Genomic DNA, 12,707 nt, shown 5'->3' on the forward strand with positions numbered 1-12,707 from the left:
AAACCAGCCAATGGCGGCAGCCTGCGCCGATTTGGCTACGGCAGCAAGACGGCCGATCGGACGATCGCGATGCCCGCGGGCGGCCGGCCGCCTGATGAACCGGCACGGCCCCCTCGGCGTCAAATGATCGAAGCCGCATCGCGGCCCATTTTTTTGAGGATTTTCCCGTGAGCGCACTTTTCCGCACCGCGTCATGGCTGGCGCTCGCCGCCCTGCTTGTCGCCTCCCCCGCGCTCGCCGCCTCCGGCCCGCCGCCGGGATTCGTCCTCACCGACGATGCCGACCTCGCCTTCACCTCGCCCGACGGCGCCACCAGGCTCGAGCAGTACATGAAGGACAGTGGGGATTTCGACGTCAAATGGCAGGTCTGGGCGCGGCGCGGCGACCAGATGACGGAGCTGAAGCCCGAGCAGGGCTATGGCGCCGGCTTCCGCTTCACCGGCGACTCGCAATGGCTGGTGCGGATGCAGAAGACCGGCTCGGGCGAGCAGGACCTGTTTCTGTACCATGTCGAGAACGGCGCCTTCGTGAATGCGACGAAGACATCGCTCAGCGATCTCGCCTGGGACTATTTCCACAGCCGGCCGGACACGAAGAGGATGAAGCTCGACTACCACATCTCGGCCAATCTGATGAAGGGCACCGAAGATGCCTATCGCTGGCTCGGCGTCGACTGGCCCAACAACCGTTACCTCCTGATCTCGCTCTCGGGCGAAATGGACAAGCATCCGAAGAACGTCGCCGTGAAGGGATTGGCAGACTGGAAATGTCGCTATGATCTCAAGACCGGCAAGTTCGACGTTCCCGCGATGTTCGCCAAAGGCAATGCGAAGGCGCTGAACTGGGAGATCAGGCGGTGAGTGCCGGCGCGCGGAAACCAACCCTCTGATTCCGCTCCGATTCATATTTTCGTAACCCTTGCTGGTAACGCGGTCTTGTTGGTTTTGCTGCATCTTGCATCCCACGGGAGGGCTGGATGGGCGCATCAATCCGATGGACCGTGCGACTGCGCGCGCTGCTTCGCCGTTGGCGCGGCGCGCCGCTGACATGGCTGATCGTCGGCGGCTTCGTGCTGATGGCCGCAACCGCCATCGGCACCGCGCTCACCGTCGACCGTTTCAGGCAGAATGCGATTGAAAGCGGCCGCGACAGCCTGGAGAGCGCGGTCCGGCTGCTCGCCCGGCATTACGACCGCGAGTTTGCGGATTTCGCGGTGTTCCAGAAGAGCGTCATCGCGGAAATCGAAAGCCGGGGCCTCGAATCCGCCGACCTGTTCCGCAGCCAGATGGGCACCCTCGCCATGCACGAGGTGCTGCGCGCGAAGGCCAGTGGCTGGTCCGACGTCGCCGGCGCCAACGTCTTCGATTCCAACGGCGTGCTGATCAACTCGTCGCGGCGCTGGCCGGTCGCCGACATCTCGGTCGCCGACCGCGGTTATTTCAACCGGCTCAAGAACGACCCGATCGCGCAGGAAGAGATCGAGGTCGTGCCCGGCCGGTTCGGCAACGGACCTGCGATCGTGTTCGCACGGCGCGTCTCCGGCCCTCACGGCGAGTTCCTCGGCATGGTGTCGCGCGCGATCGCGCCCGACCAGATCGAATCCTTCTTTGCCTCCACGGGACTCGGCGAGGATTCCTCGATCGCCATGCATCACCAGAACGGCCAGCTGCTCGCGCGCATCCCGCATGTCGACGAGATGATCGGGCAGAACTACCGCACCGGCTCGCCCGAGCAGAGAGCCGTGTTCGAACGCACCTTCGTCACGACCAAGCTCACCAGCCCGATGGACGGCAAGGACCGCATCGTCGCCTCGCGCCTCCTCACCGGCGAACCGCTGGTCGTGGTCGCGACCAGATCGCTGGACGCGACGCTGGCGACCTGGCGCACGCAGACGAAATTCTTCGTCACCGTCGCCGTGCTCTCGATCGGCCTGCTGGTGCTGACGCTGTTCCTGATCTTCCGCCAGATGACGGGCCGGCTCTCGGTCGAGAAGCAGCGCCTCGACACCGCGATGGACACGATGACGCAGGGCCTGTTGATGTTCGACCAGGACGAGCGGCTGATCGTCTGCAATCGGCGCTACATCGAGATGTACGGCCTGTCGACCAATGTGGTGAAGCCCGGCGCCTATTTCCGCGACGTGATCCAGCACCGCCACGACACCGGCTCGTTCGAGGGCGATGTCGACGCCTATTGCGACGGCATTTTGGGCAGCGTCGGGCAGACGCATAGCGCGATCGTGGAGACCTCCGACGGCCGCCTGATCGAGATCAAGAACCAGCCGGGTGCGGCCGGCGGCTGGCTCGCCACCCATGAGGACGTCACCGAGCGCATCCGCGCCGACGAGCGCATCGCCCATATGGCGCATTACGATGCGCTGACCGACCTGCCCAACCGGGTGCTGATGCGCGGCCATCTGGAACGCCGCGTCGCGGAGCTCGCCCAGGGCAAGCCGTTCGCGATTCTCTATATCGACGTCGACGAGTTCAAGGGCGTCAACGATTCGCTCGGCCACGAGGTCGGCGACGAATTGCTGCGCCAGGTCGCCAGCCGCCTGCGCGCCTGCGTCAGCGGCAACGACCTGGTCGCGCGGCTCGGCGGCGACGAATTCGCCATCGTCAAGGCCGGCACCTGCGACCCGGCCGAGCTGACGGCGCTGGCGGAAGACATCCTGAAGGCGCTGCGCACGCCCGTGAACTGCAAGGGCCAGGAAATCCCGACCGACGCCAGCATCGGCATCGCAATCGCGCCCGATCACGGCGACAATCCCGACGATCTGCTCAAGCGCGCCGATCTTGCGATGTATGCGGCCAAGTCCGAGGGCCGCCGCACCTTCCGCCTGTTCATGCCCGAATACGATGCCAAGGTGCGGCTGCGCCGGCAGCTCGAGCTCGACCTGCGCCAGGCGCTGGCCCGCGGCGAGTTCGAGGTCCACTATCAGCCGCTGGTCGATCTCGCGGCCAATGTGGTCACCGGCTGCGAGGCGCTGCTGCGCTGGCGCCATCCCGAGCGCGGCATGATCTCGCCCGTGGAGTTCATCCCGGTCGCCGAAGAGACCGGCCTGATCGCCGAGATCGGCGAATGGGTGCTGAAGCAGGCCTGCACTGAGGCCGCCAGCTGGCCTGGCGACATCCACATCGCCGTCAACGTCTCGCCGGTGCAATTCCGCGCCAGGACGCTGGCGCTGAAGGTCGCAGCGGCGCTGGCCGAGTCAGGCCTTGCGCCCGGACGGCTTGAGCTCGAGATCACCGAGACCGTGCTGATCCGCGACGACGAGGAGGCGCTGACGGTGCTCCAGCAACTGCGCGAGCTCGGCGTGCGCATTGCGCTCGACGATTTCGGCACCGGCTATTCGTCGCTGAGCTATCTGCACCGCTTCCCCTTCGACAAGATCAAGATCGACCGCAGCTTCATCAACGACATCGGGCAGTCCGAGGATTCCTCCCCGATCGTGCAGGCCGTGGTGCACATGGCCGCGGCGCGCGACATGGCAACGACCGCCGAAGGCGTCGAGACCGAGGCGCAGCGCGACGTGCTGCGAAAACTCGGATGCAGCCAGATGCAGGGCTGGCTGTTCAGCCCGGCCGTGCCGGCCGCGAAGCTGAAGCAATTGCTGTCGGCGCAGGCGGCCGCGGCGTAACGCGCGCCGCGTTCGCGCGTCAGCGACCACCGGAACTTCATGTTCCCGCTGATCCAATCGCATCTACCGGGCGTATGATCTGTTGTGAAGCCTGGAGAGCTCAATGGCCTATGCGATCGGCTATATCGCCGTCTTAATACCCTTTGGCGCGATTGACTTCGTCTGGCTGCGGTTGATGGGGCCGGCGCTCTACCGGCCGACGCTCGGGGATATCCTGCTTGCCGATGTCCGCATCGGACCGGCGCTGGCGTTCTACCTGATCTATCCCGTGGGCCTGCTGGCTTTCGCCGTCTTTCCCGGATTGAAGTCCGGCTCCGCCCTCACGGCTTTCGGATCGGGAGCGCTGTTCGGCGCCCTCGCCTACGCGACCTATGACCTGACCAATTTCGCGACCCTGCGCAATTGGACGTTGCAGCTGACGATGCTCGACATGGCCTATGGTGCGTTGGCTTCGGGCCTTGCGGCCTTCGTCGGCTTTCTGGTCGTTCGCGCGACCGCGACCGCCTGACGGATCAGGTTCGGCGAACCGGCGACAGCAGGTAGTGGCTGACGCCCCATTCTTCACCGCGCGCGTGGCCGAACAGTCCCATCGTTGCAAGAAAGAACAGCCGCCAGCGCCGCTGCCAGAGACGGGCGTCCCGCCCGTAGACCTGGCGCAGCAGCGCGAAGATTTCGGCACGATTCCGGTCGAAATTGGCCAGCCAGTCCCGCGCCGTCCGCTGGTAATTCCGACCGTTCCACTGCCACTCGGCCTCCACGGCAAAGATATCGTCGAACTGCCGGATCAGCCGACGGCTCGGCATGATGCCGCCCGTGAAGAAATGCCGTGCGATCCAGTCCGTGCGGTCTTCGATCGAGAAGCGATACGAGCCGGATCTGTGCGTGAAGATGTGCATGAACATGAAGCCGTCGGGGCGCAGCGCGGCCTGCATGCGCGTCAACAGCGGTCGCCAATTGACCATGTGCTCGAACATCTCCACGGACACGATGCGATCGAAGCGCTGCTGCGGCATGAACGCGTTCATGTCGGCCGTGATGACCGAGAGGTTCCGGATTTTCGCGGCGTCCGCCTGGCGGATGATGAATTCTCGCTGCGACGCCGAATTGGACACCGCCGTGATATGTGAACGCGGGTAATTCTTCGCCATCCACAGGGACAGCGAGCCCCAGCCGCAGCCCAATTCCAGAACATGCTGACCGTCTGCCAGGCGCGCATGCTCGGCAGAGACCTGCAACGCGCGCTGCTCCGCCTCGGCCAGCGAGGTTCCGGCGTCTTCGTAGAGGCAGCACGAATATTTCCGCTGCGGGCCAAGGACCAGCTCGAAGAACCGCGCCGGGATTTCGTAATGCTGCGCGTTGGCCTCGGCGGTGTTCACCGCGATCGGAAGTGACGCGGTCTCGCGCGAGAAGCTGGCATCGGACGCATCCAATTGGATTGACAGCTTGCGCCGTGTTTGCCCGACGAGACTTTCAATGACCGCTGCACTGACGCTGTCGGGCCACGGCAGCGATTCACCAAGCCAGATCGCGGTTTGCGCGAGCGTCAACTCAGCCTCCTGTCGATGCTTTCGGCGGCACCGGGACCGCCTTCGACGGCCCAGGGAAAAATACGTTCGTGCTCATCTGGTAGTTTCTGAATGCGTTGCCGCGACTTGCCAGCATATGCTCCTCGAGCGGCGGGATGCCGGAGACGTAGACCAGCAGCCAGTACATGCAGAGCGGAGCCGCGAGGGCCAGAAAGCCGAAGAGGTCGTGTCCGGAGAGGTCGATGGCCAGCACGGGATAGGACAGCCAGCCCAGCCACTCGAAGAAGTAATTCGGGTGCCGCGACAATCGCCACATTCCGACGTCGCAGATCCTGCTTTTGTTGGCGGGATCGCGGCGAAAGCGCCGCAACTGCTCGTCGGCGACCGCCTCCCCGACGACGGCCACGGCGAAAACGAGGATCGCGATCGCCCTTTGCGGCGCCGAGCCCGGTCCGTTCGCCGCGAGCCACATCGAAAGGCCGAGCGGAATGCTGACGACCGCCTGCTTCTGCAACAGCCAGAACATCTGACGTGAGGCATCCGCGCCCCAGTTCCGGATGAGCCTGGCATAGCGCGGATCATCGCTGATGCCGCGGGTCCGGTACGCGATGTGCAGCCCCAGGCGGAGCGACCAGATGGCGGCCATCGCCGCGACGACGCCGCCCTGGAGATTCAGCGGCTTTACGACGACAGCACTGCAGAAACCGACCAAGCCAAGCCCGAATGTCCAGATCGTATCCACCCACCCGGAATTCTTCGAGGAGCGCCAGGCCAGCCAGGCGGCCGCCATGACGGCGCAGAGGGCCGCGGAAATGCAGACAAGGCCGAGGACGAATGTCCAGAGGGTCATCGCGTCACAACCGGACAAAGGGTTGCAGCAGCCTGCCGACCAGGCCGCGCAACTGCAAATTGCCCTGCATGGCCACGAGACAGATGCAGGGATCCCCCTCTTCGACAAACGGCGTGTGGTCGACACTGTCGTCAGCTTCGTCGAAATCGCCCGGACCATAGCGGCCGAGATCGTGGCGGAACGCACCTTGCAGCACGCAGGTCCATTCGATGCCGGAGTGACCATGATGCGGCATCGACGATCCGGCAGCGGCCTTCAACATGAAGACACGCGTGCCGTCGCCGGAGGGAACATCGGCGCCTCTCCAGTAGAGACCGGGACCGATCCATCGCCATTTCCCGACGGGATAGGGCGCAAGCACCAGCGGACAATCCGGCTCGGCTTCCCACGCGACCGGCGCCGCCGGCGCGTCGGCATCGATCCGGGACAGGGCCGCATCAAGCGCACCGGGGCGCAAGGCTGCCGGCGACGCCCGCTCGACCAGCGCGCCGGCGAATTGCTCAAACGTCGCCACGGTTGCGCGGCAATGCGCGCACAGCGAGACATGGGCTGCAACCACGACGCTGCGCGCCTCATCGAGAGTTCCCGACGCGAAAGCGGCCAGTATCTCGTCACCCGGGTGATGCGTGATCGTCATGTGCCGTCACCCAGGAATTCGCGCAGGCGCGCCATGGCCAACCTCAATCGGGATTTCACCGTTCCAAGCGGAATGCCGAGCCGCCTGGCGATCTCCCCGTGAGCGATGTCCTCGAAGAACGATAGTTCCACCACGCGGATCTGCTCGGCCGGCAAGCCGTCCAGGGCCGCGCGCACGCGGCTTTCGCGCTCGACGGCTTCATGGGCACCGTCCGGCGACTCGGACTCGGCCGGCTGCAGCAGCTCGTACACCTGATGAAGCTGCGAGCGCCGATCCTTCCGAAACCGATCGATCCGGAGGTTCCGCGCAATCGTGAAGATCCAGGCGGACACCGTCGCCCGATCCGGATCGTAGCTGCCGGCCTTGCGCCAAACCGCGATCAGGGTTTCCTGCGCCAGATCCTCGGCGATTTCACCCGCCGCCCCACTCTTCATCAACATGGCCTGGATTCGCGGCGCGTAAAAAGCGAACAGTTCCTTGAAGGCCTCGCGATCCTGACGGATCGCGATCGCCCTCACGAGGTTCGCAGCTCGTTGCGGCGTGATAGGCTCATCCCCGTTACGCATGCTGGTTTGCGGCCGGCTGCGCCATCGCCGCCGTCTCTCCTGTGGTGCCGGCCAACGCGCGCCGTACCCTAGCCTAGCTGCTGTACCGGTTGCTTGCATACACCCCGATACGCTTCTCCATCGGCCTTGGATCACCGCGGCGGTGATCCAAGGCGGATCCTGATCCGTATCTGTAGCCGACCAGCCCTTTCGGGGACGGGCGACAGCAAGAGGGACGGCAGGCGGATGCACGGCGAAGGGGCGCCCCGGAAGCAAATTGCGGTTATCGGCACCGGCATATCCGGAATGTCGGCGGCCTGGCTGCTAAGCCAACGGCACGACGTCGCGGTGTATGAACGGCAGGCGCGGACGGGCGGTCATTCCAATACCGTCACCGTCAAGACTCTCGACGGCACGGTCCTGGTCGATACCGGCTTCATCGTCTACAACGAGAAGACCTATCCCAATCTGACCGCGCTCTTTGCTCATCTCGGCGTACCGACGCAACCGTCGGAGATGTCATTCGCAGTCTCGCTGGCGGACGGCACGCTGGAATATTCCGGCACCGGCCTGAACGGACTGTTTGCCCAGCGCAGCAACGTCTTTCGTCCACGGTTCTGGTCGATGCTCGGCGATCTCTGGCGCTTCTATCGCGAAGCGCCGCGCGACCTGCCGTCCCTCGACGAGCTCTCCTCGCTGGAGCAATATCTCGACGCCGGCTCCTATGGCGACGTCTTCCGCAACGATCATCTGCTGCCGATGGCGGCTGCGATCTGGTCGGCCTCGCCGAACCTGATGCTGCAATATCCAGCAGCGTCGTTCATCCGCTTCCACGACAACCATGGCTTGCTGCGCCTGCGCAACCGGCCGCCATGGCGGACCGTGACCGGAGGCAGCCGAAGCTACGTCGATGCATTGACCCGGCGCTTCAAGGACGCCGTTCGCCTGGCGAATGCTGCGGTCGCGATCCGGCGATCGCCTGATGGCGTCGAGATCAGGGACAGCGGCGGACACTGGGACCGTTTCGACGACGTGGTGATCGCGGCGCATGCCGACCAGGCGCTGGCGCTGCTGGAAGAGCCGAGCGAGCAGGAACGGAGCCTGCTCGGTGCCTTTCGCTATAGCGGCAATCAAGCCGTTCTTCACAGCGATCCTGCGCAGATGCCGCGACGCAAGGCGGTGTGGGCGAGCTGGAATTATATCGGGCGCAGCTGTGACGACATCAGCCGAGCGCCGTCCGTGACGTATTGGATGAACGCCCTTCAGCGGCTGCAGACAGAGCAGCAGCTGTTCGTGACGCTCAACCCGCAGGTCCAGCCGAAGCAGGTTCTGCACGAGGACCATTACGAGCATCCGATCTTCGACGCCGCGGCGATGGCGGCGCAGCGGCGGTTGTGGTCCTTGCAGGGACGGGCCCGCACCTGGTTCTGCGGCTCGTATTTTGGTGCCGGCTTCCACGAGGATGGTCTACAATCCGGCCTTGCCGTGGCCGAAGCGCTCGGAGGCGTTCGCCGGCCCTGGCACGTCGAGAACGAGTCCGGCCGGATCTATCTGGACGAGCCGGCGCGCGACCAGCCCGGAATGCTTGCCGCATGACGCAGTCTTCGTGTCTGTATATCGGCCAGGTTCTCCACCGCCGCGTCCTGCCGCGACGACACCGCCTCCGCTACCGCGTGTTCTGGATGCTGCTCGACCTCGATGAGATCGAGGCGCTCTCGGCCCAGCTCGGTTTCTTCTCTCACAACCGCTTCAATCTCACCAGCTTCGTCGATTCCGACCATGGCGACGGCAGCGACGTGCCGCTGCGTAAGCAGGCCGAGGCTCTGCTGCGGCGGGCCGGATGCCGGACCGATGCCCTCACCATCAAGCTGCTCTGCATGCCGCGCATCCTGGGCTACGGCTTCAACCCGCTGAGCACCTATTTCTGCTTCCGGATCGACGGCTCGCTCGAGGCGGTCATCTATGAAGTCCACAATACCTTCGGCGAGCGGCACAGCTACGTGATGCCGGTTCGCTCCCACGCGACCGCGACCGTCGAGCAGAATTGCCCCAAGGCATTCTACGTCTCCCCCTTCCTGGGCATGGACATGACCTATGCATTCCGCATCCTGCCGCCCGCCTCGCGGGTCAAGGTGACCATCCAAGGCAAGGAGCAGGGAAAGACCGTCATCGCGGCATCGCTTTCGGGCGCACGTCGCGAGATGACCGATGGTGCCCTGATGAGCGCTTTCGCCAGCCACCCGCTGCTGACGTTGAAAGTCATCGCTGGAATCCACTGGCACGCGCTGCGGATGGTGCTGAAGGGATTTCGCCTCCATGCCCGCAGCCCGGCTCAGCAAGGCGCGATCAAGGCTGCCGGCGATCGAGGGGTGAAGTCGTGAGCTCGGACTCCTCCCTGCTGGCTTCGGGCGTCGCGACCCCGTCCTCGCGTTTCACGACCCGGTTGATCGAACGGTTGCTTCCCCGCGCCGTGTCGGGGCATTTGCGCATCACGCTACCCAACGGCAGCTATCTCGACCTGGGCAAACGTGACAGCGGCAGCAATGTCACCCTGACCGTGCATCGCTGGCGGGCCCTTTGGCGCACGCTCCTGTCCGGCGAGGCCGGCTTTTCCAGCGGCTACATCGCCGGCGATTGGTCCACCGGCGATCTGGTCGGGGTCCTGGACTTCCTGATGCGAAACGAGGCGGCATTTGCCCCGGCCGCCGAATCTCGCCTCGCTCGCATTTTCGGTTGCTTGCGACATCGCGCCAACGACAACACCAGGACGGGCAGCAGGAGAAACATCGCGGCCCATTACGATCTCGGCAACGCGTTCTATCGCCACTGGCTCGACCAGGGAATGAACTATTCCTCGGCGATCTACCCGTCGGACCTCTCGCTCGAAGCCGCGCAGCAATACAAGCTCGAGCGGATCTCGCAGTGCCTCGACCTCAAGGGAGGCGAACGGGTTCTGGAGATCGGATGCGGGTGGGGGGCGATGGCCGAACATCTCGTTCGCCGCTTCGGATCGACGGTCACCGGCGTGACCCTGTCCGAATCGCAACTGGACTATGCGCGTGACCGTTTGTCGGCGGAGATCGCCGCCGGCCACGCGGCGATTCTCTTCCAGGACTATCGCGACATCGCCGGACGCTTCGACCGAATCGTGTCGATCGAAATGTTCGAGGCCGTCGGTGAGCGGTACTGGCCAGTCTATTTCGAAAAGCTGCGGTCCAGCCTTGTCCAGGACGGCGCTGCCGTCCTGCAGATCATCACGATCGCGTCGTCCCGCTTCGATGCTTATCGAAAGCGCCCGGATTTCATTCAACGCCACATTTTCCCGGGGGGAATGCTGCCAACGACCGAGATCATCGAGGATTGCGCTGCCAAGGCGGCGCTCAAGGTGACCGGCCGCGAGTCCTTCGGCCCGAGCTACGCTCGTACGCTGCGGGAATGGCGGCATCGCTTCCTGGCAAGATGGCAGGATATCGAATCCCTGGGGTTCGACACCAGGTTTCGCCGCATGTGGGAATACTACCTGGCGTATTGCGAAGTGGGATTTCTGCACGGCGCCATCGACGTCAGCCTGTTCAAATTGACGCACTGACCACCTTTCTCCGCAGACCCGCCGGCCCGGCACGAAGACCGCAGACAGGCGCATCCAGCGCCCGGGTCCGGACGACAAAACCTGCCTGTCGAGACAAGGCGGCGCCGGCTCGGATCGGCTGGCGGACACGGATTGACGCCTTATCGATTGACACGGCGTCCCGGGAGTGTTCACGTCGCCCCCGAACTGTATCGCGGCGACGAGCGGCCCGCGTGTTCGAGGCCGGCGCAGAAGATCGCCGTCACTGTCATCCTCACGATCGCAATGAAGCTCCTGCGCAATAGGCTGCGTGCAGGGCTGTCGCCTTTCGCAGCCCGACGAGGAGTTCCAATTGCAGGTACTTGTCCGTGACAACAATGTCGACCAGGCGCTTCGCGTCCTGAAGAAGAAGATGCAGCGCGAAGGCGTCTTTCGCGAAATGAAGCAGCGCCGTGCCTACGAGAAGCCTTCAGAGAAAAAGACGCGCGAAAAGTCGGAGGCGATCCGCCGCGCCCGCAAGCTCGCCCGGAAGCAGGCGATCAGGGAAGGCTTGCTGCCGGCTCCCCCGAAAAAGAAGCTTCCCGAGCGCAAGCCCGCGCTGCCGCAAGTCGCCGCCAGACCCGGGGGCTGAAGCACCGGCAAAACCGGCCGGGGAATCAGGCCGGCGGCGCGAGCAAGCCGACATCGTTCCTGCGCATCTTGCATCCGGTCAGACGCTCCATATCTGATCGGCATGATGAAGCTCACACTGATCCAGGACCAGGCCATCCAGGCGCTCATGGCCGGCATCGTTGGCGCCGAAACATTCGATCGGGTCTTCGCAGGCATCCGCTTCGACGAAATCGAGGGCACGATGCTCTACGCCTTCGCCCGACACGAGGAGGCCGCATCCGACATCGAGGATAGCTACTCGTCTCACATCGCCGCGGTCGCATCGCGGGTGTTGAACAAGCCGGTGGACGTCGTCGTCGTGATGCCCAAGGTCCTGCAATAGCAAGCGGCCTGCCCGCCGCGTAAACGATGCTCTTTTGCTCAGTCGAGGAAGGCTGCGAGCTCCTCCGGCGCGCCCGAAGGGAACGCGTCCTTGAGACAGTCGAGGAATGCGGATACGCGCGCGCTCAGCAGCCGGCGTGATGGATAGAGTGCCCAGAGCGTGATCTCGGGTCCATCGACATCACCCCAATGGACAAGCTTGCCGGCCGCCAAATCGTAACTCGCAAGCGACACGGGAAGCCGCGCGGCGCCGACGCCCGCCCGGACCGCATCGCGAACCATCGTGAGCGAGGACAGGCGAAGCACCGGATCAACCGCGATGGTCGCGCTTCCGCCCGGCGTCATCACATCCCAGAAGGGGGCGAGGTCGCTCACGCCGCGCGCCACGACCGGCACCGCGCGATCGCCCGAGGGACGACGCAAGTTGGGGCTCGCCACGATCACCAGCCGATCGCGCAGAAAGATTCGTCCGACAAGGCTTTCGTCCGGATCCGGATTGACGCGGATTACCAGGTCATAGCCTTCCTCGATCATGTCCACGGCGCGATCCTCGGTCGTGACCTCGAGCCGTACCTCCGGATGCTTCAGCGCGAATATGGCGGCCAGTTTTCCCATCGCGGTCTGCGAGAACAGCAGCGGCGCGCTGATCCGCAACCTGCCGCGCGGCCTGTCTCCGCCGGAGGCGATTGCGGCTGCGGTCTCGTCGAGCTCGGCAAGCAACATCCCGGTCCGCTCGTAGAGTGCGCGCCCCTCCTCGGTGAGTTTCAGGGCGCGCGTTCCGCGCTCGAACAGGCGCAGATCGAGGCTGCTTTCGAGGTCGGAGACCCGGCGGGACAGCGTCGCTTTGGGGCGGCCGGTGGCCCGGGCGGCCCGGCCAAATCCTCCGTGTCGGGCGACCAGGTTGAAATCGGCGAGGGCAAGAAGGTCCATTCGTTCCACCAATGAGAC

General features: G+C 64.6%; 13 protein-coding genes. 8 read left to right on the forward strand and 5 right to left on the reverse strand.

What is annotated here, in order from left to right:
* Positions 1 to 167: 167 nt before the first annotated feature.
* From PMI42_RS39710 to PMI42_RS19345, 3 genes are all read left to right on the forward strand, one after another.
* Complete coding sequence (locus PMI42_RS39710; RefSeq protein WP_008137170.1) at positions 168 to 860, forward strand: hypothetical protein; 693 nt, start codon at positions 168 to 170, stop codon at positions 858 to 860.
* A gap of 116 nt (positions 861 to 976) precedes the next feature.
* The gene (locus PMI42_RS19340; RefSeq protein ID WP_008137172.1) at positions 977 to 3,640 is read left to right on the forward strand and encodes a bifunctional diguanylate cyclase/phosphodiesterase; all 2,664 of its coding nucleotides are present in this window, start codon (positions 977 to 979) and stop codon (positions 3,638 to 3,640) included.
* A gap of 103 nt (positions 3,641 to 3,743) precedes the next feature.
* Positions 3,744 to 4,148, forward strand: a complete 405-nt coding sequence (locus PMI42_RS19345; RefSeq protein ID WP_008137174.1) for a DUF2177 family protein — start codon at positions 3,744 to 3,746, stop codon at positions 4,146 to 4,148.
* A 4-nt stretch (positions 4,149 to 4,152) separates the two neighbouring features.
* Here the strand turns inward: PMI42_RS19345 and PMI42_RS19350 are convergent, their stop codons facing one another.
* Genes PMI42_RS19350 through PMI42_RS19365 form a run of 4 tightly spaced genes read right to left on the reverse strand, consistent with a single transcriptional unit; the run spans position 4,153 to position 7,219 of the window.
* The gene (locus PMI42_RS19350) at positions 4,153 to 5,187 is read right to left on the reverse strand and encodes an SAM-dependent methyltransferase (protein WP_008137176.1); all 1,035 of its coding nucleotides are present in this window, start codon (positions 5,185 to 5,187) and stop codon (positions 4,153 to 4,155) included.
* A gap of 1 nt (position 5,188) precedes the next feature.
* Positions 5,189 to 6,016 (reverse strand): DUF1295 domain-containing protein, encoded by an 828-nt coding sequence (locus PMI42_RS19355; protein ID WP_008137178.1) that lies wholly within the window; start codon positions 6,014 to 6,016, stop codon positions 5,189 to 5,191.
* A 4-nt stretch (positions 6,017 to 6,020) separates the two neighbouring features.
* Positions 6,021 to 6,653 carry a ChrR family anti-sigma-E factor gene (locus PMI42_RS19360; protein WP_008137180.1) on the reverse strand — a complete coding sequence of 211 codons (633 nt, stop codon included), beginning with the start codon at positions 6,651 to 6,653 and terminating at the stop codon, positions 6,021 to 6,023.
* Positions 6,650 to 7,219 (reverse strand): sigma-70 family RNA polymerase sigma factor, encoded by a 570-nt coding sequence (locus PMI42_RS19365; RefSeq protein ID WP_050994391.1) that lies wholly within the window; start codon positions 7,217 to 7,219, stop codon positions 6,650 to 6,652. Before PMI42_RS19365 ends, PMI42_RS19360 begins: the two co-directional genes overlap by 4 nt.
* Before the next feature lie 225 nt (positions 7,220 to 7,444).
* On the opposite strand from PMI42_RS19365, the gene PMI42_RS19370 reads away from it, so the two are divergent.
* The 5 genes from PMI42_RS19370 (at position 7,445) to PMI42_RS19390 (ending at position 11,760) form a co-directional block, all read left to right on the forward strand.
* Positions 7,445 to 8,794, forward strand: coding sequence for an NAD(P)/FAD-dependent oxidoreductase (locus PMI42_RS19370; protein ID WP_008137184.1), 1,350 nt, complete (start codon positions 7,445 to 7,447; stop codon positions 8,792 to 8,794).
* Positions 8,791 to 9,579: a DUF1365 domain-containing protein gene (locus PMI42_RS19375; protein WP_008137186.1), complete on the forward strand. Its 789-nt coding sequence runs from the start codon at positions 8,791 to 8,793 to the stop codon at positions 9,577 to 9,579. Before PMI42_RS19370 ends, PMI42_RS19375 begins: the two co-directional genes overlap by 4 nt.
* Positions 9,576 to 10,787: an SAM-dependent methyltransferase gene (locus PMI42_RS19380; RefSeq protein WP_008137188.1), complete on the forward strand. Its 1,212-nt coding sequence runs from the start codon at positions 9,576 to 9,578 to the stop codon at positions 10,785 to 10,787. The genes PMI42_RS19375 and PMI42_RS19380 overlap by 4 nt, the downstream gene beginning before the upstream one ends.
* A 331-nt stretch (positions 10,788 to 11,118) precedes the next feature.
* Entirely contained in the window at positions 11,119 to 11,397 is a 279-nt protein-coding gene (gene rpsU, locus PMI42_RS19385) for a 30S ribosomal protein S21 (protein WP_008137190.1), read from the forward strand.
* Between the two features lie 102 nt (positions 11,398 to 11,499).
* Positions 11,500 to 11,760: a hypothetical protein gene (locus PMI42_RS19390; RefSeq protein WP_008137193.1), complete on the forward strand. Its 261-nt coding sequence runs from the start codon at positions 11,500 to 11,502 to the stop codon at positions 11,758 to 11,760.
* Between the two features lie 38 nt (positions 11,761 to 11,798).
* Here PMI42_RS19390 and PMI42_RS19395 read toward each other — a convergent pair whose 3' ends face one another.
* Complete coding sequence (locus PMI42_RS19395; protein WP_008137195.1) at positions 11,799 to 12,689, reverse strand: LysR family transcriptional regulator; 891 nt, start codon at positions 12,687 to 12,689, stop codon at positions 11,799 to 11,801.
* Positions 12,690 to 12,707: the final 18 nt, after the last annotated feature.

It is taken from the genome of Bradyrhizobium sp. YR681 (genome assembly GCF_000282615.1).
Lineage (GTDB): Bacteria > Pseudomonadota > Alphaproteobacteria > Rhizobiales > Xanthobacteraceae > Bradyrhizobium.